A 20,581-nucleotide genomic window follows, 5' to 3' on the forward strand; every position below is an offset into this window, starting at 1 on the left:
TCAGACGCGCCGCGCGACCGAGACGGTGAAGATGCCCCACTGGTCGATGCGCTGGTCGAGCTTCTCGAAGCCGGCCACCGCCACCAGCTGGTCCATCTCGCCTTGCGTGCGCCGGCGCATCACCCAGGCCTGGCCGCCGCGATGCGAGGTCAGGCTGCGCGCGATCATTTCGAGCTGCGGATGCCAGGGCTGGTTGGTGTAGACAAGCAGGCTGCCGGGCTGCATCGCCTTGGCCAGCCCGCCGAGCGAGCGGGCGATCATGGCGTTGTCGGCAAACAATTCGTAAAGCCCGGAGACGATAGCCAGGTCCGGCGCCGGCTCCAGCGCGGCGAGCATCTCGGCGTCGAAAGCGTCAGCCCGGTGGAACGAGACGCTGGTCGGCAGGCGCCGCTCGGCGATCAGCTTGCAGCCGAGCGAAACGTTGAGCTCGGAAAAATCCTGCAGCCGCACGCTGGCCGGCGGCTCGGTGCATTTGGCGACGGCGTCGAGCACGTAGCGGCCGTGGCCGGCAGCGATATCGACGATATGGACCGTGCGGCCGGCGGCCTTCAGCGTCGCAGTGGCGCTGCCGATCAGCTCTTCCAGATGCAGCTTGCGCTGGCGGATGCCGCGCCAGCCGATGGCGTCGAGAAAGGTGCGATCGATCATGCGGCCGAGCGGATCGTGGCCCCGCGCCTGGTTCTCGTAGACGTAGTCGAGCGTCGAGCCGGAATCGAAGCCGGTGGCGATCCCAGTCTTCATGCCTGACGACAGCCACGCGCCCATGCGGATCGAGGCGCGGCTCATTGCCCAGTAGAGGCCTTTCGGTGACAGCAGGGCGAGCGGCGAGGCCAGCCGGTCGGCCTCGTCGCGTGTGTAGCCGGCGCGGTCGGCCGCGGTCAGCTCGACCGGCTGCCCTGGCGTCGCGAACTGTCTTTCGAGGAACGGCTTGATCAGGTCGAGTGCCTTGCGGCGGTCGCGTTCGCCCAGCGTGTCGTGGAAGAAACCAGGCAGTACATGCCGCTCCTTGGCCGGGCTGGCGAGATTGACGAAGAACTCGTGCTGCGGTCCATGCCGCACCACCCAGTCGCTGCCCGAGATCAGCAATTGCGTCGGCACGGTGATGGCGCGGGCGTCCGACACGATGCGCGCGGCGTGGTCGTAGAGCTCGACCAGGATGTTGGAAGCGATCGGCCGCGTGATCAGCGGATCGGCCTCGAAGGAGGCGATGCGCTCGGGGTCATGCGTCAGGAACTTGGCCTTGACGTAGGAATTGACGAAGAAGCGGCCCTTGATCTTCTGCCACAGCGCAATGCCTGGCTTGGCGAAGGGCACGTAGAGCTTGACCGAGAAGGCCGGCGAGGCCAGCACCAGTGCGCGGATGTCGGGCGCATAATCATGCACCCAGGCGGCAGCGAGCACCGCGCCGAAGGATTGCGCGATCAGCGCGATGTCGCGCTGGGAAAAACCGTCTCTGCCGATCTCGCGCACCAAACAATCGATGTCGCGCACAAGTGCGGCAAAAGACGGCGCATAGCCGCGCTCGCCGGCCGAGCGGCCATTGCCGCGCGCGTCCCAGGCGTAGAAGGCATGGCCGGGCATATCGAGTTCGTCGACCAGATGCGCCATGCGGCCGCCATGCTCGTGGCCGCGGTGGAACAGCAGAACCGCGCCCCTGGCGGGTTGCCCGGCAGCCGGCCAATAGCGGTAGAAGATATCGGTGCCGTCATGGGTGCGGAAGGTGCGCTCCTGCGCCACCCGCTGCTCAACTGCGGCAGCGGCAATCGTCGGTTCATGAAGCATGTTTTTCCCCAGGCGGATGCGACCGGAATTTCAGCCGCCGCTCCCGTTAAGGCCGCTGCGTATCCGGTTGATGGCGGTCACCAGCGAGAGTGTAGCCATTGCCGGAAACACAAACGGCGTGATCGCTTCCACCCACAGGCCGCAGGCGATGAGGAAGGCGACGATGCCGAGCGCCAGCGCCCGATCGCTCTTGCCGAACGGCCCGGCATAATTGCGCCCGGTGCCCGCCGCGATGCCGAGCACGCCGGCGAACTCCACAAGCACCGCCGTGATGGCAAAGGCGACGACGCCCCAGGCAGGGAAGAGAGCGACAAAGGCCAGGATCAGCGCCAGGTCGGAGACGGCGTCGCAGAGCTCGTTTAGATACATGCCGAGCTTGGAGGCCTGGCCATGTTCCCGCGCCAGCATGCCGTCGATGGCGTTGAGCGCCATGCGCGCAAACAGCACCACCGGCATCAGCAGGAAGACGGCGCGATGGCCGGCAAGGGCCGCGACCACAACGCCGGTGGCAACCGACAGGGCGGCAGCTAGCAGCGTGATCTGGTTGGCGGTGACGCCGGCCCCGGCCAGCCGGTCGGCAAGCGGCCGCAGCCTAGCCTGGAAGGCCGGTTTCAGCGCATAAAGCGTCGGCATGTGCGAACCCCCCGGCCGCGGTGAAACTCCGGCGAGGATGATCAATTGGCGCGCAAGACGCAAGGGCGGCGGGTACATGGTTACGAACAGCGCTGGACGAGGCAACAAGCGACCGCTGTGCGAACTCGGAATAGAGCGCCTGATAGGTGTGGGGGGACTCTGCTGCAGGTGCGTGTTACCGTTTTCGTGAAAACGGTAACACTCCGCTGCGAGCTGCGTGGACGCGGGCCGAAAATTACCTGTCGGCAGTCCGCCCTTCCTTCCCGACCTCCAATGCGCGCACTGCGGCCACCCGGGTCAAAACAGCCCCCGCCGTTTTGGCGGGCATGGTTCATCTCTCAATGAGAACTTTACAAATATTCAAAAATATGTGAAGTTATGTCCCCAAAGGGTCATCCATGACAGCCAATCGTTTCGCCACACGCCTGAATTCCTTTGCCTCGCGGCCGCAGGCCGAATGGCCGGATCTTGTCGGCAAGCCGTCCATGCTGCAGATGGCGGCGCGTGCGGCGAAAGTTGCGGGGCTGACCGACCTTGACCTCAACTTTCCCGATCATGTCGATGAAAAACCCGCGGAAATGGCGCGACAACTCGGTGATCTCGGGCTTTCCATCAACGGTTTCGCCATGCGCTACTACTCCAACCCCGCCTTCAAGCTCGGCGCCTTCACCAATCCGGATCCGGCAGTTCGCCGCGAAGCCATCGACCTGACCAAGGTGGGCATCGACGCCGCGCGTGAGGCGGGCGCCAATCTGATGACGCTGTGGCTCGGGCAGGATGGCTTCGACTATGCCTTCCAGGCCGATTACGCGACGCTGTGGAAACACGAAGTAGATGGCATTCGTGAAGTGGCAGCACATGACCCCGACTGCCAGATCAGCCTGGAATACAAGCCCAACGAGCCGCGTTCCTACAGCCTGATGCCGGACGCGGCGACGACATTGCTGGCGATCCGCGATATCGGCCTGCCCAATCTCGGCGTGACGCTCGATTTTGCCCATGTGCTCTATGCCGACGAGCAGCCGGCTTTTGCCGCAGCACTTGTGGCGCGCCACAGCAAGCTCTTGGGCGTGCATCTCAACGACGGCTACGCCAAGCGTGACGACGGCCTGATGGTCGGCGCGGTGCATACGCTGCAGACGATCGAGTTGCTCCGACAGATCCGCCGCGACGGCTACGCCGGCGCCATCTACTTCGACACGTTCCCCGACATGACCGGCCTCGATCCGGTCCACGAATGCGAAGTCAACATCGCCACCGTCAAGCGCATGCTGCGCGTCGTCGATCGGTTGGAAAGGGACAACCGCCTGACTACCGCCATCGACCGCCAGGATGCGGTCGCGTCGCAAGCCATCATCCAGGAAGCCATGCTCGGGCCGGACGGCTGATGCCGGCGCCGTTTTCAACCAAGGGAGGAAAGACCATGAAATTTCTGCTTGCCACCGCCACCGCTGCGCTGATGGCGCTGTCCATCGGCTCGGCGGAAAGGCTGGGCGAGACGAAGTAAGCCAATTGGCGAGGCCGGCGGGACAGCGCCCCCCTCTGGCCTGCCGGCCATCTCCCCCACTTGGGGGGAGATCGGCAGCTTCGCCGATGCGCCTTTTCTGCAACGTTGAAGATTGGCGAAAGCCGGCGTGACAGCTAATCTCCCCCCCGTTGGGGGGATGCCCGGCAGGGCAGAGGGGGGCGCTGTCCCGCCGGCCTGCGTAGAAATCGCAATCTCCACTGCGCTGAGCGAAGTCGATCGCGTGACGAGGGGACGTGGATGACCTTGACCAGCCTGGATCTGAAAGCAGTAGGACCGCGCATCCGCATGATGATGCCGCATTTGACGCCGCTCGAGGCGAAGGTGGTGGAGACCGTCTTCGGACGGCGCGGCTTCGACGAGACCATTCCGCTCAAGCAGATCGCCGAGGAGGCCGGCGTGTCGGAGGCGATGGTGGTGAAAATCGCCAAGAAACTGGGATTTTCCGGCTATCGCGACTTCCGCACCGCGGTCTATGAATACAGCCGCCTACCGACCGCAGAAATGCATCAGGAACTGTCGGTCGACGACAGTTCGGCCGAGATCGTCCAAAAAGTGTTCCGCACCTCGATCCAGGCGCTGGAGGAGACGCTGGCGATCCTCGACATGGACGATTTCGACCGCGTCGCCGATCTTTTGTACCGCGCCAAGAACCGCGATTTCTATGGCGTCGGCGGCTCGGCGCAGATCGCGCGCGACGTCTCGCACAAATTCCTGCGCATCGGTATCCGCACATCGGTGTACGACGATTCGCACATGATGCTGATGTCGGCCTCGCTGCTCGGCGCCGACGACATCGCCGTCGGCTTCTCGCATTCCGGCAACACCAGCGCCGTCATCGATGCCATCCAGCTTGCTCGCAAGAGCGGCGCGCGGACGCTGGCCATCACCAATTACGACAACTCGCCGCTGGCCGCCGTCGCCGACATCGTGCTGTGCTCGACCGCGCAGGGCTCGCCATTGATGGGCGAGAACGCGGCGGCACGCATCGCCCAGCTCAACATTCTTGACGCGCTGTTCGTCGCGGTGGCGCAGCGCGACTACCAGGCGGCGGAGCGCAATCTCGGCCGCACGATGTCGGCGGTAACGTCGAAACGGCGGGACAGGGGCACATGACGGCTCCGCTGGTCACCGTGTTCGGCAGCCTGCATTACGACATCATGGTCGAAGCCCCCGACCGCCCGCGCAAGGGCGAAACCGTGACCGGCCATGCCTGGCAGCCGAAATGCGGCGGCAAGGGCGGCAATCAGGCGGTGTCGGCCGCGCGGGCCGGCGTGCGCTCGGCGATGATCGGCGCCGTCGGCGATGACGATTTCGGCCGCCTGCTTCTCGGTAATCTCGAACGCAACGGCGTCGACAGCCGCTTCGTACGGGTCGCGCCTGGCGCCGGCTCCGGCATGAGCGTGGCGATCTTCGACGACGGCGGCGACTATGGCGCGGTGATCGTCTCAGGCAGCAATCTCACCTTGGGCGAGAAGGACATCTCGGCCGCGACCGAGATCGTTGCGCACACGGCGGTGCTGCTGCTGCAGAACGAGGTGCCGGAAGCCGCCAACATTGCCGCAGCGCGGGCGGTGAGGAAATACGGTGGTCGGATCGTGCTCAACGCCGCGCCCGCGCGAAAACTGTCCGGCGAACTGATCGCACTCACCGATATCGTCATCGTCAACGCCATCGAGGCGGAATTTCTGGCCGGCATTCCGGTCGTCGACACGCTCGAGGGGGCTGCCGAGGCGGCACGCATGCTGGCCGATTTTTACCCGGCCGCGATCGTCACCGCCGGCGGGGAGGGCGTTGCCTATTGCGACCGCGACGGCCAGACGTTCGCGCTGGCGGCCGTCCCGGTGAAGGTCGTCAGCACCCATGGCGCCGGCGACGAATTCGTCGGCGCGTTCGCGGCAGGCCTTACCCGCGGGCATCAGGTCGAGGCCGCACTTGCTGCCGCCAACGCCGCCGCGGCCTTGCTGGTCGCCACGCCAGAACGGCAGCGCGATGCGATCTGAGACGGGTGGCCGCCTCCGTCCGCTGTTGTAACAGGCGACAAGAAGCGGATGGCGAGGACTTTTCGCTCAGCTCCGACAGGCCGATAAAGTTCGACAATTGAAACGAAAGCCCGCCACCCCAAGGGATAACGGGCTCCGTTGCCTGGATGCCAGGAACGCCACGGTAGCGACGCTGCTACTCAATGCTCCGTAGATATCTCAGTATGCGGCCTTCGCGCCGTCTGGCGCATCGGCCGAACAGATGAAGCCCGCGCCTCTGGCGGAAGCGCAGGCCCGATCGGGTTGCCGCCCGATCCGCAGCAGCGGGTGAGAAATTTTCGCCGGCAAGCGTAGGGGAAAGGTCCCTCCTGCGTATTGGTCAGCAGTCGCCGCTTGCGACCAATGACAGCGAAAGGACCATCACCATGCAACGTTCAGCACTCTTTGCGGCCCTGCTTCTCGGGCTCGTACCGCTTTCCGCCGCGCATGGGCAAGACGTTTCGGGAAAGGACATTTCGGGAAAGGACATGCAGGGCAGGCGCATCCTGCAACGGGTCGACACCAATGGTGACGGCGCGATTTCAAAGGACGAGATGCTTGCGGCGCGCGAGCGCATGTTCACGAAGCTCGATCGCAATGACGACGGCGTCATCGACGAGAAGGAGATCGAAGGCGCCCGCGACGCCATTATGGACCGCGCCGACGCCGCGCAAGCCAGGCTCGGCAACCGCTGGCGGCGCATGGACACGAATGGCGACGGCAAGGTCTCGGAGGACGAGTTCCGCAACCGCATGCCGCTGTTCGACCTCGCCGACCGCAATGGCGACGGAACGCTGTCGGCGGACGAGATCGCCGCCGTTCGCAAGCTCTTTGCCGATCGCGCCGGCTGACGATCCCATCCCGTTCCATGTTCAACTAGATAGATCCAGTCTTTTTTCAACACAATCAAGGAGTAATAATGCTTTCTTCAGCGAAGGTTCATCTATTTTGCCTCGGCGCGATGCTTGTCGCGGCGGCTGCCGTGCCGGCCGCCGCCGAGGAATGGCAACGGCCGACGGTGCATGGCGGCGAGATCAGCCGCAGCGTCAGCCCGGAGGGCGGCGTCTACACCGGCTCGACCACGCGCACCGGCCCCGATGGCGGCAGCTATACGTCGAGTTCCAAATGCGTGGCGGACGTTGTTGACCGCTGCGCTAGAAGCTACTCTGGCAGCGGGCCGGACGGGCAGTCCTTCTCCGGCAAGCGGGTGTCGGCGCGTGGGCCGTTCCGTGGCCGCTCGGCCGGCAGCTTCACCGGCCAGGACGGCAACACGGTTTTCGGGTCCCGGCGCTGGCGCCGTTGACGTTCAGGAGCTTCGCCAGTTGGTGCCCGCCGCCGTGCAGCATGAGGAGCCCCGTGAGGACGACGAACTGCTGGCACGGGTGGCGGCGGGCAACCAGGGCGCGCTGTCTGAGCTCATCGCCCGCCATGGCCGCGGCTTGCGGATGTTTGCGGCGCGCTACCTCGGCAATGCCGGCGACGCCGAGGATGTGGTGCAGGAGGTGTTCGTGACCATCTGGAAACAGGCTGCACGGTTCGACCCCGCCAGGGGACGCGCCTCGACCTGGCTGTACAGGATCACCGCCAATCGCTGCATCGACCAGCGCCGGCGCCGGGCGCTGCGGACCTTCATCGGCCTCGACGATGTCCGGGATGAGGTGGCCTCGCAAGAGCCGGGTGCCGAAGCGACGACCGCCGCGCGACAGGAGCTTGCGATTGTCCGCGACTGCCTGTCGCGCCTGCCGGAGCGGCAGCGCATGGCCGTGCTGCTGCGGGCCGTCGGCGATCTCGATATCGCGGCAATCGCCGAGGTGATGGGCGGCAGCGCCGGCTCGGCGGAGCAATTGCTGGTCCGCGGTCGGCGGGCGCTAAGGGACCATTTGCGGGATCATTTGGCAATGGCGGCAGAAGGCCTGGAAAGGAAGTCCTCATGACACGGGACGAGTTCGAACGAAACAAGCGTCGCTTCGGCGACGATGTCGGCGCCTGGCCGGCTCCCTTCCGGCAGGAAGCACGGGCCTTTGTCACCGGCGAAACGGCCCGATCGCCGCAAGACGATCCGGATCGCGCGCTCGATCGCCTCGTGCTCGAGGCGGCGCTGATGGCCAGCGACGAACAGGCGCTGACACACAAGGTGCTGGCCCGCATCGATGCCGGCCGGAGGTCAACGTGGTCGTCATTCCTGCCGAGGTTCTTGCTTGAGCCGGCCGGACTGGCGGCTTGCGCTGCGGCCATGCTCGTAGCCATGACGTTGGCAGGCTACCAGGTGGCGCGGCTGCAGGATGATCTGCAGGATTCGGAGCTTCTGGCGCTGGCTTCCGGCGCGCGGCTGTCTGACAATGGGCTGTCTGGCGATGGCCTGTCCGGCATTGCCGCCGATCCCGCAGCCGGGGAGGATTCGCTTTGACGAGGCGTTACTTGTTATGGACGGCGACGCTGGTGCTGCTCGGCCTTTCGCTTGCCGGCAACTTCTTCCTGCTCGGCTATGCGGCTCATGGCTTGCGCCAAGGATCGGCGGCGGGCGGGCTGATCACCGAGATCGCCGGCGCCTACTCGCCCGAGGTGAGGAAGGAGTTCCGCAGCATTCGCCGCGCAAACCGTCCGCGCACCTTGGCGGCACTGCGCGAGCTGCGCATGGCGCGGGCCAATCTGGCGGCCGCGCAGCAGGTTTCGCCCTTCGACGAAGCGGCGGTGAAGGAGGCGATGGCGGCAGTGCGCATCGCCACGACAAACCTTCAGGCGACGATGCAGGACTATCTGTTGACCGCGCTGAAGAACGTCAAGGCCAAGCCCGCCGCCGGAAGTTGATGCTGGTTGGGCTTGCCCTTCCAAGGTATCGGGCCCTTCCAAGGTATCGGGCGGCCGGCGGACGGCTGGATTGCAAGCAGGAACGGGTGGGTGGCGTATCCACCGAATGGAATGAGCGCAGCCGGGCGCGGCTTGCGCGTCCGGCTGCCGATGTCGTCAGTGCTTGCTCCCGCCAGAACTGACCTTGCTGCCACCGATGGCGATGCGCTTGGCCTTCGACTGCGCGCGCTGGGTCTTGGGCAGCGTCACGCTGAGCACGCCGTTATGGAAGGCGGCGTTCACCTTGTCCTCTTCGACCTCGTAGCCGAGCGGGATGCGGCGCTCGAAGCGGCCATAGAACCGCTCGGAGAAGTGCCTGTCCTTGTCCTCGGTCTCGGAGCGTTTCTCGCCGCGCAGCGTCAGCACGCCGTCGTCGAGCAGCACCTCGATGTCCTTCTCGTCCATGCCGGGGATTTCCGCGGTCACGCGGATTTCCTTCTCGCCGTCGGAGATTTCAACGCTCGGCCAGTTGCCGCGCGCCGACGAGAACCCGCTGAGCGACGGCATGCGCGTTTCGAAACCGCGGAACGCGTCGTCGATCATGCGGTTCATCTCGCGATGCAACGCCATGAACGGGTCCCGGTCATCGTCACGATAGAAGCTGGGAACCGGACTGTTCTCCCGGCCCCAGGGTATGAGATCACGAATAGCCATTGCTGTTCTCCTTTCTCGACTGGTTGTGCAAAAGGCGAACGCCAGAGATCGCCTTCGCTCAGGCGGCCTGCTTCGGCTTCTCGACCTGTCCGGCCTTGCGGTCGCCGTCTTGCTTGGCGATCGTGATGCGACGCGGCTTCATCTCTTCAGGCACTTGGCGCACGAGGTCGATCGTCAGCAGGCCGTTGTTGAGCGAGGCGCCGGTGACCGTCATGTGATCGGCAAGCTCGAAGCGCCGTGTGAACGGTCGCACCGGAAGGCCGCGATGGAGATATTCCACCTCGTCCCGTTCCTTGCGCTCGCCCGAGACGATGAGAAGGTTCGGCTCGTGGCTGATGTCGAGATCGTCCTCGGACAAGCCGGCGACGGCGATCCTCACGCGATAGGTGTTCTCGTCGCTTCGCTCGATGTCATATGGCGGCCAGGTTTCGACTGCCTGAGGCGCATTTTCCAGCAGGTTGAAGATGCGGTCGAAACCGATGCTCGACCGATAGAGCGGGGAAAAGTCGAATGCGGTTCTCATAGCTACATCCTCCATGGAGCAACATAGTACGAGGGACGCCAAAGAGCTTGGCGCTCCCTGGGTTCTGCCGGTCCCATCAGGCAACCGGCAATTTGGATTTGGTTATTGTCAGGTCAAAATCAAGACCCAGATTCTGTCCCGCTGCCAGAATTTTTGCCAGATTGTACTGGCCCAGGTTGTACTGGCCCCCAGATTGTACTGGCAATGCCGGTTTCAACCGTCATTTGCGGGTCGCGGCGGCACGCCCTACGGAGGAGATCATGACCATGACACGCGACGACATCATTTCGGTGCTGGGCCCGGTCGACGACGCCGTCATCGCCGACATCGCCTCGACCGGCGCGACGATCGAAGAGTTGCGCGAGGCCTTTGCCTGGGTCGGCGCCGATGAGGCGCTGGTCAACGAGGGCCGCCCTCTGCCGTCGGCAAGGGTGGCGACGCTGATCGGGCTTCTCGAACCGCCGGACGACGACATATAGCCGGCCGGGACAGGAGGCGCCGGAATGGGGCAAGCAGGATTGGAGAGGGGCAGGGCTGGACAGGGGGAGGGTCTTGACGCGCGCAGGCAGACGAACCATCTCGTCAGTCGGGCGCCGATCGGGCCGCGTCCCTATTCGAAGATGTTACTTGCTCTAAAAAAGAAAAAAGGAGGAAGTGATGAACGACGTCCCATTCTCCGAGCCGATCACGCTCAAGCTCCAATACATCGAGCTCCAATCCATCGGGGAGCGCAAGGTCGCCAGCAGCTGGGAAGCCATCGAATGCATGCAGCAATGGCCGGACCGGGCGCGCGGCCGGAGCTGGCGCGCAGCCTATCGCGCCTGCCGCGACGCGCTCGACGGTTGGCGCACCGCCGGCGAGGCTCGCACGGCGTTCGTCAAGGCGGCGCGCACCGCCGGGCTGCTGGTCACGGGACGTAAATCCACCTGAACGCCAATCCACCTGAAATCGGCCCAGCTGAAATCGGCCCAGCTGAAATCGGCGCCGACGCGCTGTGCTGAAGAGGCGGCACCTTCATGAAAGGCGCCGCCCTTCTTCTATCTCACTGCAGCGTAATGACGCCGTCCACCGCCCGCCATTCGGAGGGCTGGATCAGACAGTGATGGGCGACGCGCACGGAATGCAGCGGGCCCTCGATCTCACGTTCCCAATAGTCGAGGAAATGCTTCAGTGTCGGGAAATCCGGGGCGATGTCGTATTCCTGCCAGATGAAGAGCTGCAGCAGGTCCCGATAGTCGGGAAGGCGATAATGGATCTCCGCCGTCGTCAGGCCAAAACCCTGCATCTGGAGCTGGAACTCTTTGCTGACCATGCACGTCTCCTTTCTGTGGTGCAATCATGCGAGGACGCGGTGACGGCGGCCGTGGCGGCTTCGGCCAGCCCCGGCCCCCCAGCCCCAGCCCTTGAGCAGGCAGCTGGGATCGGAATCTTCCGATGCAATGGAAATTGTTGGAACATCGCGCTCCATCGCCATCCTCCGCATCCAAAAACGCCTCCGCTTCCTCATCGGTTCCGGCCGCCGCCGGGCGATGCCGGATCGATGACGCTGTCGGAATCCTGCGCCGCGATTTCAAGCTGCATCCGTCGCTTCAAACCCTTGCAAAAGCGCTGATATCAGCGGGTGTTGGCACTCGATCACGGCGAGTGCTAAAATTTTTTCGGTATCCTCTTGAAAGGCTGAACCGGCAGACTACCTCGATAGGCGCGCGATGCCTGAGCAGGGGTCGCGCACCGTCGCATGGACCGTTGCACCGGTCGGCTGCGAAGGGAGGTCCAAGAAAATCTGTTTGTCCTATGAGGAGAACGACATGGCGTTCCGTCCATTGCATGACCGTGTCCTGGTCCGCCGCATCGAGGTCGACGAGAAGACCGCGGGCGGCATCATCATTCCCGACACTGCCAAGGAGAAGCCGCAGGAAGGCGAGGTCATCGCCGCCGGTCCCGGGGCGCGTGACGATAGCGGCCAGTTGCAGCCGCTCGACGTCAAGGTCGGCGACCGTATCCTGTTCGGTAAATGGTCGGGCACCGAGATCAAGCTTAATGGCGAGGATCTGCTCATCATGAAGGAAAGCGATGTGCTGGGCGTGATCGAATCGACCGACAAGATGCAGAAGGCCGCCTGAGCGGGGCCTGGACGAGCAATCAGTCAACGAAAAGCTGCCTATTTGAAGGAGTTATCCAATGGCTGCCAAGGATGTGAAATTCCATACCGAAGCCCGCGAGAAGATGTTGCGCGGCGTCAATATCCTCGCCGACGCAGTGAAGGTCACGCTCGGCCCCAAGGGCCGCAATGTCATCCTCGACAAGTCATTCGGCGCCCCGCGCATTACCAAGGACGGCGTTACCGTCGCCAAGGAAATCGAGCTTGAGGACAAGTTCGAGAACATGGGCGCGCAGATGGTGCGCGAGGTGGCGTCGAAGACCAGCGACGTCGCCGGCGACGGCACCACGACGGCCACCGTGCTCGCCCAGGCGATCGTCAAGGAAGGGGCAAAGGCGGTGGCGTCGGGCATGAACCCGATGGACCTGAAGCGCGGAATCGACAAGGCGGTCGAAGCTGTCGTCGCCGAACTCAAGGCCAATGCCCGCAAGGTGACCAGGAACGACGAGATCGCCCAGGTCGGCGCCATCTCGGCCAATGGCGATGCCGAGATCGGCCGCTTCCTCGCCGAAGCGATGGAGAAGGTCGGCAATGAGGGCGTCATCACAGTCGAGGAGGCCAAGACCGCCGAGACCGAGCTGGAAGTGGTCGAGGGCATGCAGTTCGACCGCGGTTATCTCAGCCCCTATTTCATCACCAACCAGGACAAGATGCGCGTCGAGCTCGACGAGCCCTATTTGCTGATTCACGAGAAGAAGCTTTCCAACCTGCAGGCCATGCTGCCGGTGCTCGAAGCCGCAGTACAATCGGGCAAGCCGCTGCTGATCATCGCCGAGGATGTCGAAGGCGAGGCGCTGGCGACGCTGGTCGTCAACAAGCTCCGCGGCGGCCTGAAGGTTGCAGCCGTCAAGGCACCGGGTTTTGGTGATCGCCGCAAGGCGATGCTGGAAGACATCGCCATCCTGACCGGCGGCACGGCCATCAGCGAGGATCTCGGCATCAAGCTCGAAAACGTCACGCTGGAGATGCTCGGCCGCGCCAAAAAAGTGGTGATCGAGAAAGAGAATACAACGATCGTCGACGGCGCCGGCCGCAAGGACGAGATCCAGGGCCGCATCACCCAAATCAAGGCGCAGATCGAGGAGACCACCTCCGACTATGATCGCGAGAAGCTGCAGGAGCGGCTGGCCAAGCTCGCCGGCGGCGTCGCCGTCATCCGCGTCGGTGGCTCGACCGAGGTCGAGGTCAAGGAGCGCAAGGACCGCGTCGACGACGCCATGCACGCCACCCGCGCTGCGGTCGAGGAAGGCATACTGCCCGGCGGCGGCGTGGCGCTGCTCAGGGCGGCGAAGGCGCTCGACAATGTCGCCGTCGACAATCCCGACCAGCAGACCGGCGTCGAGATCGTGCGTCGGGCCATCGAGCAGCCGGTGCGCCAGATCGCCGAGAATGCCGGCGCCGAAGGTTCGATCATCGTCGGCAAGCTGCGCGAGAAGACCGAATTCGGCTATGGCTGGAACGCCCAGACCAATGAGTTCGGTGATCTCTACGCGCAAGGCGTGATCGACCCGGCCAAGGTGGTGCGCGCCGCTCTGCAGGACGCCGCGTCGGTCGCCGGCCTACTGGTGACGACCGAGGCGATGGTGGCCGAGAAGCCGAAGAAGGAAGCTGCCGCACCGGCCATGCCCGGCGGTGGCGGCATGGACTTCTAAGGTCAGTCTCGAAAGCGAGGCATCTGAACGGCAGATGGACCGTGTCCGCCAAAGCGGGCACGGTCTTGCCGGTCCGGGACCGATGCGGAGCAGGTGTTGCCATGGATACGATGGACAGTTTTGGAAAGATCGCGGCGCCGACCCGCCCGAAGAACGATTTCAACTATGAAACCGATTGCAGGGCGGCGCTGGCGCCCTTGGTCGATGGCTTGCTGGATGGCCGAGCAGGCCGGCTGGGATCGCCGCAAGGCGGCCTATACGCTGATGTTCCTGTCGGCCCAACGCGTGGGGGCCGGCAAGGAGGAGCGTAAATGATTGCCGCGCGCATGCGCGCATGCCTGCGCCTGTTGCGGTGGTCGGAAACCGATTTCGCCGAAGAAGCGGGCTATCCGATCGGCAAGGCAAAGGCCTGGCTCTACGGGCGTGAACATCCGCCCCTTGTCGTAATGGCCTGGCTGGAGACACTGGCCAAGGTGCACCGGCTGCTGCCACGGCCGAGCGTGCCGCCGCAGCCGGCCGCGTTGCATTCGCTGATCGGCGCTGTCGTCCCGCAGGCCGCTCTTGAGGATCGCAGCGGCCGGACAGTTGAACCCGGAAAGGAGCCAGTTGAGCTTCCAAAGGAGAGTGTCATGGATCGTTCTACTTTTGAAAAGCCGGTCACCATCCTTACCGGCCTCGGCACGCCGACCAGGATAGAAAGCGCGGCTGAGGCCTATGCGCTGCTTGCCGAATGGCCGTCGGCGAGCCGGACGGCCGCACATGACATCGCCGCCAAAGCCTGCCGGGCCGCGATGGACGGAGAGATCGATGCCGAGACGGCGCGGGCGACCTTCGTGGCGTTTGCCCGCCGCAACGATCTGCTCGCGCCGCAGACGAGCTCTACGGTTGCCGGTGGACCGGTCGCCGATTGGGCGCGTTCGCAGCGTGTCAACGCTCCGGCTTGAACGCGCTTTCCTTCTCCCCTGTGGGAGAAGGTGGATTGGCGCGAAGCGCCAAGCCGGATGAGGGGTGCTGGAAGGAATGAGGCGGCGGCGATTTCAAGCAAATTGCCAAGCTGGAACACCCCTCATCCGACCTCGCCGAGCGTGTCCTCGGGCTTGCCGGAGGCAAGACCCGTGGGCGAGGCCACCTTCTCTCACAAGAGGAGAAGGTAAGATCGCCCTGCACCGCCTCCCCAACCCTCACCGCCTTACCCGCGATTTCAGCCAGCGGTCGAAGGCCACGGCGAGGATCAGGATCAGGCCGATGACGATGCTTTGCGTGTAGGACGAGACGTTGTTGAACTGCAGCCCGTTCTGCAGCACGCCGATCAGTGCTGCACCCACCACCGTGCCGCCGACCGAGCCAATGCCGCCGAACAGCGAGGTGCCGCCGATGACCACCGCCGAGATCACCGTCAGCTCGTAGCCGATGCCGGCGACGGCTTCCGAGGAATTGAGCCTGGCCGATAGCACGAAGGCGGCAAGGCCGGCGAAGAAGCCGACGATAACGTACACCGAGATCAGGATGCGGTCGACGCGCAGGCCCGACAGCCGCGCCGCCTCGGCATTGCCGCCGACCGCGTAGACGGCGCGGCCGTAGCGCGTGTAGCGCAAGACGATGTGGCAGAGGATCGCCGCCGCCGCGAAAATGATCGCCGGCACCGGGACCGGGCCGATCAGTCCGGTGCCGAACCAGCGCATCGAGGCGTCGAAGCCGGAGATCGGGCCGCCGTTGGAGATCGTCAGCGTCAGGCCGCGAAAGACGGTGAGGCCGCCAAGCGTGACGACGAAGGGAGGCACTTTCAGCCTGGTGATGGCAAAGCCCTGGACGCCGCCGGCCAGGGCGCCGACGACGACGGCGGCCAGAAGGGCTGCGAACCAGCCATAGCCTTGCGTGCCGGCCGTCGACAGCGACAGCGTGTTGGCGGTGCCGCCCTTGGCCACCACCGCCGCGACCATGCCGCAGAAAGCCAGCAGCGAACCGACCGACAGGTCGATGCCGGCGGTGAGGATGACGAAAGTCATGCCGAGCGCGATCAGCCCGGTGATCGAGATCTGTCGCATGATGTTGAAGATGTTGATGGGATCGATGAAGCTCGGCTTCAGGACGGTAAAGACGACGATCAGCAGCGCCAGGAACATCAGCGGGCCGAAGCTCATCAGCAGGCGCGCGACATTGATGCCGCTGCGCTCGCTCTGTTCGGTCGTGCTGGTCATTGCGTCGCTTCCTGCGTTTGGTCGAGCGCCATCAGTTCCATCAGTTTTTCCTCTGTCGCCTCGATGCCTGGCATCTCGCCGGTGATGCGGCCGCGCCGCATGGTGACGATCCTGTCCGACACCGCAAGCACCTCGGGCAATTCGGACGAGATCATCATGATGGCGATGCCGCGCCCGGCGAGCTGCACCAGGATCTGGTGCACCTCGGCCTTGGCGCCGACATCGACGCCGCGTGTCGGTTCGTCGACGATCAGCACCTTGGGGTCACGCGCCAGCCAGCGGGCGAGGATGACCTTCTGCTGGTTGCCGCCGGACAGCCCCTCTATGGGCTGCTCGGGCGAGGCCATGCGGATCGACAGCGTCTTCCTGTAGCTTGCCAGCGCTTCGCGCTCGCGGCGCTCGGCCATGAAGCCGGCGGCGTTGGAGTAGCGGCCGAGTGCGGCGATGGAAAAGTTGGTGAGAATGCCGAGCGCGGCGAAGATCGCCTGATGCTTGCGGTCTTCCGGAACCAGGCCGATGCCCAGCGCAATGGCGTCGGCCGGTGTTTCAGGCGCGATCGTCTTGCCGTCGAGGGTGATGGTGCCGGCGGCGATGCGGTCGGCGCCAAAGATGGCGCGGGCAAGTTCGGTGCGGCCGGAGCCGACGAGGCCGGCGACGCCGAGGATCTCGCCCGCCTTGAGGTCGAGATCGACACCTTCGAGCACGATGGCGTGCGGCGCCTGCGGGTCGCGCACCGTGCGCAGGCCGCGCACGGAAAGCCTGACGTCGCCGGCGACATCGCGCAGCGTCGGCCTGGCATAAAGCTCCGACGCGGCGCGGCCGACCATTTTTTCGATGATTTTCGGCAGCTTGATCGGCCCCCCCGATGGTCCCTTGTCGCGGTCGAGATGGCCGGCCAGCCTGCCGTCGCGCAGCACCGTCATGCGGTCGCAGATCGCAGAGGCCTCTTCCAGCCTATGGGTGACGAACATGATGGCGACGCCATCCTTGCGCAGCCGGCCCATGATCGACATCAGTTTTTGCACTTCGGTTTCGGTCAGCGCCGAGGTCGGCTCGTCCATGATGATGAGACGGCTCTTCAGCGACAGCGCGCGGGCGATCTCGACCAGCTGCTGCTCGGCCACCGACAGCGCCGACACCGGCGTCGCCGGGTCGAGGTCCAGGCCAACGCGGGCGATGATCGCGCGCGAGTCTACCTCCATCTTCCGCCAGCTGACCAGGCCGAAGCGCCCGAGCGGCGCGCGGCCGATGAAGATGTTCTCCGCCACGGTCAGCGTCGGGATCAGGCTCAGTTCCTGGTAGATGGTGACAATGCCGAGGCGCTTGGCATCCTGCGGGTTGTGGGGATTGAATTCGACGCCGTCGAAGACGATGCGGCCGCTGGACGGCGGCATCACGCCGGACAGGATCTTGAGCAGCGTCGACTTGCCGGCGCCGTTCTCGCCGAGCAGGCCGAGGATCTCGCCGGGCCGAACCTCGAGCGAGACATCGTTGAGCGCAGTCACGCCGGCAAAGCGCTTGGTCACGCCTTCGACGGCGAGGAGGGCGGGAGATGGCACGATGGCTTCAGCCGCGGGCAAAGGTTGCTCCCAGGTTGCGATTTCTACGCAGGCCGGCGGGACAGCGCCCCCCTCTGTCCTGCCGGACATCTCCCCCACAAGGGGGGAGATTGGCTGTCACGCCGGCTTCCGCCAATCTCCTACGCTGCAGAAAAGGCGCATCGGCGAAGCTGCCAATCTCCCCCCAAGTGGGGGAGATGCCCGCGGGCAGAGGGGGGCGGACAGAATGCAACGTCTGCTCGCCCCGTGCCCTCGGCGTCGCCTACTTCGTCTCGCCCAGCCTTTCTGCCTTGTCGAGATTGTCCTTGCCGATGACGATCGGCGTCAGCAGCACGAGCTTTTCCTTCGGCTCGGTCTTGTCCTTGGCATAGGCGACGGCGATCTGCACCGCGGTTCGCGACTGCTCGCCGGGGAACTGTTCGACGGTGCCGGCCAGCTTGCCGTCGCGCACGGCGACCAGCGCTTCGGGAAGCGCATCGAAGCCGTAGATCTTGACGTCGGTGAAGTTGCGCGCCGCGCAGGCTTCAACCGCGCCAAGCGCCATGTCGTCATTGGCGCAGATGATCGCGTCGGGCTTGCCGTTGGCGGCAAGGCCCGCCTCGGTGACGGACAGCGCCTCGGCGCGGGCGAAATTGGCGGTCTGCTCGAAGATGATCTGGTACTTGTCCTTCATCGGGTCGAGGACGTTGTGCACGCCCTTGTTGCGGTCAATCGCCGGCCCAGCACCTGGCTGGCCCTGCAGATGGAAAATCTTGGCGCCGTTCGGGAACGCCGCGACCATCGCCTGTGCCTCGGCCTCGCCGCCCTTGACGTTGTCGGCGCCGACATGGGCGAGGATGCCGTCGACCCCGTCGACGCGGCGGTCGATGGTGACGACGGGGACGCCGGCCTGGATCGCCTGCTCGATGGCCGGCGCCAGCGCGTTGACGTCAAGCGGCGAGATGACGATGGCGTTGACCTTCTGCACGAGTGCAGCCTCGATGTCGGCGGTCTGCTTGGGCGCCGAGTTCTGGCCGTCGCTTTCGACAAGGTTGACGCCTTGCGCCTGAGCTTCCGCCTTGATCTGGTTCAGCATGTGCACGAAGAACGGAAAGCCGAGGCTCGGCACCGAACCAAGGATGGTCAGCTTGTCCTGGGCGACCGCCAGTTGTGGAGCGGCCAGCGCCATCGTGCCCATCGCCACGGACGACAGCAGGAATTCACGTCTGTTGATCAATTTAGTCTCCTCCCACATGAGCGCATGAACCCGAAAACCGGTTCCGGTTTTCCGAAAATTCCTGCGTCGATCCAGAAATGGAGTGTCCTTTGAGCGCCCAAGGGGACGCAACGGCGCTCCAGCCGGTCCACCGCGACGTTCTCCTCCGCTCGGCGCCGGCGGGCGGATGCTAGCCAAGCCCGGAGACTTGCGCAAGAACGGGGTGCTGGCCTTCCCTCGCCCGTGGGGCGCACGAGCGGGAGAAGGGAAGATCACCGGTCGATCGTCACCATGACGCGTTCGTTGTAGCGCTCACCCGCGACCTTGCCCGGCGCCAGCGCGCCGTCGAGCGCCTGCATTGCGGCGGCGTCGAGCTCGATCGCCGCAGCGGCGACATTCTCCTCGAGATATTTTCGACGCTTGGTGCCGGGGATCGGCACGACGTCGAGCCCGAAATCGCTGCCCTTGTGCAGCAGCCAAGCCAGCGCGATCTGGCCGGGCTTGACGCCCTTGGCCGCCGCGATGTCGCGGACAACCCCGGCCGCCTGCACATTGGCGTCGTAGTTGGCGCCCTGGTAGCGCGGGTCGCCGCGGCGGAAGTCGCCTTCCGGATAGTCCTCGGCGCGCTTGACGTCGCCGGTGAGAAAGCCGCGGCCAAGCGGCGCGAACGGCACCAGGCCGATGCCGAGTTCCCTGAGCAACGGGATGATTTCCGGTTCCAGATTGCGTTCCCACAGCGAATATTCGCTCTGCACCGCCGACACCGGATGCACGGCATGCGCCCGGCGGATGTTGGCCGCACCCGCCTCCGACAGGCCGAAGAAGCGCACCTTGCCTTCAGTGATTAGTTTGCTGACAGCACCCGCCACATCCTCGATCGGCACCGTCGGGTCGACGCGGTGCTGGTAGAGCAGGTCGATATGGTCGGTGGCGAGCCGGCCGAGCGAGCCGTCCACCGCCTCACGGATATGCTCGGGCCGGCTGTTGCGGTCAGTGCCGATCTGCTTGCCGTTTTCGATACGGAAGCCGAATTTGGTGGCGATCGTTACCTTGTCGCGCCGGCCCTTCAGCGCGCGGCCGAGCAGTGCCTCATTGGTGTGCGGGCCATAGACTTCCGCCGTATCGAGGAAGGTGCAGCCGAGCTCGATGGCGCGATGCAGGGTGGCAATCGATTCCGCCTCGTCGGCCGGGCCGTAGGACTGGCTCATGCCCATGCAGCCGAGGCCGATCACCGATACCTGCAGCCCCTGGCTGCCCAGCTTGCGTGTGCTCAAGGTCATGGATGATGTCTCCGGATAATTGTCAGGGTTCGTATGCGTCAGGGCTGTTGCGAGAGGGACCATATAGAGCGCGCGCTCGATTTCCACAGTTGCTCTGTCGAGGCTGATCGCACAATCGCGTGAGCTTTCCGCTCGGCGCCTTTGCCCAGTGCCCGGAAATTGACAGAACACCCGGTCTCGGCCATCCTTACGCCAGCCGCTATGTCCTGCGGCGGCGTGTGTATGAGCAGTCCATGGCCAGTTCCGCCACCAGTCAGAATTCCAAGCGCGCTGCAGTGCGCAAGGCGCTCGACCGCCACAAGGTCTACATCACCGCGCAAAGCTTTTCCGCCGGTGCCTACAAGGCGCGTGTCCTCGTCGACGGCGAGGCCTATTGGGTCGATGAATTCCGGCTGAGCCAGCTCCAGCAGGGTCTGTCGCCGGCCGAGCTCGAACTGACGCCGGCCACCGACGATTGAGCTGTGTGACCTTCATCCTTTCGTCATCCCAGCAATATTTCGGGGCGCAGGCGGGACAGCGCCCCCCTCTGTCCTGCCGGACATCTCCCCCAC

23 protein-coding genes are annotated in these 20,581 nt (G+C 64.8%); 14 read left to right on the plus strand and 9 right to left on the minus strand.

Annotation, left to right across the window (positions count from 1 at the left end; genetic code table 11):
- Nucleotides 1–1,782: a bifunctional alpha/beta hydrolase/class I SAM-dependent methyltransferase gene (locus NMG80_RS06265; RefSeq protein WP_254017336.1), complete on the minus strand. Its 1,782-nt coding sequence runs from the start codon at nucleotides 1,780–1,782 to the stop codon at nucleotides 1–3.
- Between the two features lie 30 nt (nucleotides 1,783–1,812).
- Nucleotides 1,813–2,415 carry a CDP-alcohol phosphatidyltransferase family protein gene (locus NMG80_RS06270; protein ID WP_254017337.1) on the minus strand — a complete coding sequence of 201 codons (603 nt, stop codon included), beginning with the start codon at nucleotides 2,413–2,415 and terminating at the stop codon, nucleotides 1,813–1,815.
- Nucleotides 2,416–2,813: 398 nt separating this feature from the next.
- Between NMG80_RS06270 and NMG80_RS06275 the strand changes: the two genes are divergently transcribed.
- The 8 genes from NMG80_RS06275 to NMG80_RS06310 all read left to right on the plus strand — a co-directional run bounded on the left by NMG80_RS06275 (nucleotide 2,814) and on the right by NMG80_RS06310 (nucleotide 8,769).
- Complete coding sequence (locus NMG80_RS06275; RefSeq protein ID WP_254017338.1) at nucleotides 2,814–3,803, plus strand: sugar phosphate isomerase/epimerase family protein; 990 nt, start codon at nucleotides 2,814–2,816, stop codon at nucleotides 3,801–3,803.
- Between the two features lie 377 nt (nucleotides 3,804–4,180).
- Nucleotides 4,181–5,056 (plus strand): MurR/RpiR family transcriptional regulator, encoded by an 876-nt coding sequence (locus NMG80_RS06280; RefSeq protein ID WP_254017339.1) that lies wholly within the window; start codon nucleotides 4,181–4,183, stop codon nucleotides 5,054–5,056.
- Nucleotides 5,053–5,943, plus strand: coding sequence for a ribokinase (locus NMG80_RS06285; protein ID WP_254017340.1), 891 nt, complete (start codon nucleotides 5,053–5,055; stop codon nucleotides 5,941–5,943). Before NMG80_RS06280 ends, NMG80_RS06285 begins: the two co-directional genes overlap by 4 nt.
- 404 nt (nucleotides 5,944–6,347) lie before the next feature.
- On the plus strand, nucleotides 6,348–6,812 hold the full coding sequence (locus NMG80_RS06290; protein ID WP_254017341.1) for an EF-hand domain-containing protein: 465 nt from the start codon (nucleotides 6,348–6,350) through the stop codon (nucleotides 6,810–6,812).
- 68 nt (nucleotides 6,813–6,880) lie between these two features.
- On the plus strand, nucleotides 6,881–7,264 hold the full coding sequence (locus tag NMG80_RS06295) for a hypothetical protein (RefSeq protein ID WP_254017342.1): 384 nt from the start codon (nucleotides 6,881–6,883) through the stop codon (nucleotides 7,262–7,264).
- A gap of 22 nt (nucleotides 7,265–7,286) precedes the next feature.
- Entirely contained in the window at nucleotides 7,287–7,895 is a 609-nt protein-coding gene (locus NMG80_RS06300; RefSeq protein WP_254017361.1) for an RNA polymerase sigma factor, read from the plus strand.
- The gene (locus tag NMG80_RS06305) at nucleotides 7,892–8,368 is read left to right on the plus strand and encodes a hypothetical protein (RefSeq protein WP_254017343.1); all 477 of its coding nucleotides are present in this window, start codon (nucleotides 7,892–7,894) and stop codon (nucleotides 8,366–8,368) included. Before NMG80_RS06300 ends, NMG80_RS06305 begins: the two co-directional genes overlap by 4 nt.
- Nucleotides 8,365–8,769, plus strand: coding sequence for a periplasmic heavy metal sensor (locus NMG80_RS06310; RefSeq protein WP_254017344.1), 405 nt, complete (start codon nucleotides 8,365–8,367; stop codon nucleotides 8,767–8,769). The genes NMG80_RS06305 and NMG80_RS06310 overlap by 4 nt, the downstream gene beginning before the upstream one ends.
- A gap of 156 nt (nucleotides 8,770–8,925) precedes the next feature.
- Here the strand turns inward: NMG80_RS06310 and NMG80_RS06315 are convergent, their stop codons facing one another.
- Complete coding sequence (locus NMG80_RS06315; protein WP_254017345.1) at nucleotides 8,926–9,462, minus strand: Hsp20/alpha crystallin family protein; 537 nt, start codon at nucleotides 9,460–9,462, stop codon at nucleotides 8,926–8,928.
- Nucleotides 9,463–9,520: 58 nt separating this feature from the next.
- Nucleotides 9,521–9,985 (minus strand): Hsp20 family protein, encoded by a 465-nt coding sequence (locus NMG80_RS06320; protein WP_254017346.1) that lies wholly within the window; start codon nucleotides 9,983–9,985, stop codon nucleotides 9,521–9,523.
- A 260-nt stretch (nucleotides 9,986–10,245) separates the two neighbouring features.
- On the opposite strand from NMG80_RS06320, the gene NMG80_RS06325 reads away from it, so the two are divergent.
- Complete coding sequence (locus NMG80_RS06325) at nucleotides 10,246–10,464, plus strand: hypothetical protein (RefSeq protein ID WP_023799042.1); 219 nt, start codon at nucleotides 10,246–10,248, stop codon at nucleotides 10,462–10,464.
- Nucleotides 10,465–10,642: 178 nt separating this feature from the next.
- Nucleotides 10,643–10,915: a DUF982 domain-containing protein gene (locus NMG80_RS06330; RefSeq protein WP_254017347.1), complete on the plus strand. Its 273-nt coding sequence runs from the start codon at nucleotides 10,643–10,645 to the stop codon at nucleotides 10,913–10,915.
- 112 nt (nucleotides 10,916–11,027) lie between these two features.
- On the opposite strand, the gene NMG80_RS06335 is transcribed toward NMG80_RS06330, so the two are convergent.
- Entirely contained in the window at nucleotides 11,028–11,297 is a 270-nt protein-coding gene (locus NMG80_RS06335; RefSeq protein ID WP_254017348.1) for an usg protein, read from the minus strand.
- A gap of 496 nt (nucleotides 11,298–11,793) precedes the next feature.
- Between NMG80_RS06335 and NMG80_RS06340 the strand changes: the two genes are divergently transcribed.
- From NMG80_RS06340 to NMG80_RS37745, 3 genes are all read left to right on the plus strand, one after another.
- Nucleotides 11,794–12,108 carry a co-chaperone GroES gene (locus NMG80_RS06340; protein WP_254017349.1) on the plus strand — a complete coding sequence of 105 codons (315 nt, stop codon included), beginning with the start codon at nucleotides 11,794–11,796 and terminating at the stop codon, nucleotides 12,106–12,108.
- 58 nt (nucleotides 12,109–12,166) lie between these two features.
- Nucleotides 12,167–13,798: a chaperonin GroEL gene (groL, locus tag NMG80_RS06345; protein WP_254017350.1), complete on the plus strand. Its 1,632-nt coding sequence runs from the start codon at nucleotides 12,167–12,169 to the stop codon at nucleotides 13,796–13,798.
- Between the two features lie 311 nt (nucleotides 13,799–14,109).
- Nucleotides 14,110–14,742: a DUF982 domain-containing protein gene (locus NMG80_RS37745; protein WP_436798555.1), complete on the plus strand. Its 633-nt coding sequence runs from the start codon at nucleotides 14,110–14,112 to the stop codon at nucleotides 14,740–14,742.
- Nucleotides 14,743–14,979: 237 nt separating this feature from the next.
- Here NMG80_RS37745 and NMG80_RS06355 read toward each other — a convergent pair whose 3' ends face one another.
- From NMG80_RS06355 to NMG80_RS06370, 4 genes are all read right to left on the minus strand, one after another.
- Nucleotides 14,980–15,996 (minus strand): ABC transporter permease, encoded by a 1,017-nt coding sequence (locus NMG80_RS06355; protein ID WP_254017351.1) that lies wholly within the window; start codon nucleotides 15,994–15,996, stop codon nucleotides 14,980–14,982.
- Nucleotides 15,993–17,576: a sugar ABC transporter ATP-binding protein gene (locus tag NMG80_RS06360; protein WP_254017352.1), complete on the minus strand. Its 1,584-nt coding sequence runs from the start codon at nucleotides 17,574–17,576 to the stop codon at nucleotides 15,993–15,995. Before NMG80_RS06360 ends, NMG80_RS06355 begins: the two co-directional genes overlap by 4 nt.
- 241 nt (nucleotides 17,577–17,817) lie before the next feature.
- Nucleotides 17,818–18,768 (minus strand): substrate-binding domain-containing protein, encoded by a 951-nt coding sequence (locus tag NMG80_RS06365; protein WP_254017363.1) that lies wholly within the window; start codon nucleotides 18,766–18,768, stop codon nucleotides 17,818–17,820.
- Between the two features lie 254 nt (nucleotides 18,769–19,022).
- The gene (locus tag NMG80_RS06370; protein ID WP_254017353.1) at nucleotides 19,023–20,030 is read right to left on the minus strand and encodes an aldo/keto reductase; all 1,008 of its coding nucleotides are present in this window, start codon (nucleotides 20,028–20,030) and stop codon (nucleotides 19,023–19,025) included.
- 119 nt (nucleotides 20,031–20,149) lie between these two features.
- Here NMG80_RS06370 and NMG80_RS06375 point away from each other — a divergent pair, with 119 nt between their 5' ends.
- Nucleotides 20,150–20,488 (plus strand): hypothetical protein, encoded by a 339-nt coding sequence (locus NMG80_RS06375; protein WP_254017354.1) that lies wholly within the window; start codon nucleotides 20,150–20,152, stop codon nucleotides 20,486–20,488.
- The last annotated feature ends 93 nt before the right edge of the window (nucleotides 20,489–20,581 follow it).

The organism is Mesorhizobium escarrei, from assembly GCF_935825525.1.
GTDB classification, from domain to species: domain Bacteria; phylum Pseudomonadota; class Alphaproteobacteria; order Rhizobiales; family Rhizobiaceae; genus Mesorhizobium; species Mesorhizobium escarrei.

Bases quoted from the DNA above. Each gene is read 5' to 3' on its own strand.
- NMG80_RS06285 (WP_254017340.1), top strand. From the start codon at position 5,053: ATGACGGCTCCGCTGGTCACCGTGTTCGGCAGCCTGCATTACGACATC.
- NMG80_RS06340 (WP_254017349.1), top strand. From the start codon at position 11,794: ATGGCGTTCCGTCCATTGCATGACCGTGTCCTGGTCCGCCGCATCGAG.
- NMG80_RS06295 (WP_254017342.1), top strand. From the start codon at position 6,881: ATGCTTTCTTCAGCGAAGGTTCATCTATTTTGCCTCGGCGCGATGCTT.
- NMG80_RS06305 (WP_254017343.1), top strand. From the start codon at position 7,892: ATGACACGGGACGAGTTCGAACGAAACAAGCGTCGCTTCGGCGACGAT.
- NMG80_RS06355 (WP_254017351.1), bottom strand. From the start codon at position 15,996: ATGACCAGCACGACCGAACAGAGCGAGCGCAGCGGCATCAATGTCGCG.
- NMG80_RS06275 (WP_254017338.1), top strand. From the start codon at position 2,814: ATGACAGCCAATCGTTTCGCCACACGCCTGAATTCCTTTGCCTCGCGG.
- NMG80_RS06330 (WP_254017347.1), top strand. From the start codon at position 10,643: ATGAACGACGTCCCATTCTCCGAGCCGATCACGCTCAAGCTCCAATAC.
- NMG80_RS06325 (WP_023799042.1), top strand. From the start codon at position 10,246: ATGACCATGACACGCGACGACATCATTTCGGTGCTGGGCCCGGTCGAC.
- NMG80_RS06290 (WP_254017341.1), top strand. From the start codon at position 6,348: ATGCAACGTTCAGCACTCTTTGCGGCCCTGCTTCTCGGGCTCGTACCG.
- NMG80_RS06270 (WP_254017337.1), bottom strand. From the start codon at position 2,415: ATGCCGACGCTTTATGCGCTGAAACCGGCCTTCCAGGCTAGGCTGCGG.
- NMG80_RS06265 (WP_254017336.1), bottom strand. From the start codon at position 1,782: ATGCTTCATGAACCGACGATTGCCGCTGCCGCAGTTGAGCAGCGGGTG.
- groL (WP_254017350.1), top strand. From the start codon at position 12,167: ATGGCTGCCAAGGATGTGAAATTCCATACCGAAGCCCGCGAGAAGATG.
- NMG80_RS06370 (WP_254017353.1), bottom strand. From the start codon at position 20,030: ATGACCTTGAGCACACGCAAGCTGGGCAGCCAGGGGCTGCAGGTATCG.
- NMG80_RS37745 (WP_436798555.1), top strand. From the start codon at position 14,110: ATGATTGCCGCGCGCATGCGCGCATGCCTGCGCCTGTTGCGGTGGTCG.
- NMG80_RS06315 (WP_254017345.1), bottom strand. From the start codon at position 9,462: ATGGCTATTCGTGATCTCATACCCTGGGGCCGGGAGAACAGTCCGGTT.
- NMG80_RS06320 (WP_254017346.1), bottom strand. From the start codon at position 9,985: ATGAGAACCGCATTCGACTTTTCCCCGCTCTATCGGTCGAGCATCGGT.
- NMG80_RS06280 (WP_254017339.1), top strand. From the start codon at position 4,181: ATGACCTTGACCAGCCTGGATCTGAAAGCAGTAGGACCGCGCATCCGC.
- NMG80_RS06335 (WP_254017348.1), bottom strand. From the start codon at position 11,297: ATGGTCAGCAAAGAGTTCCAGCTCCAGATGCAGGGTTTTGGCCTGACG.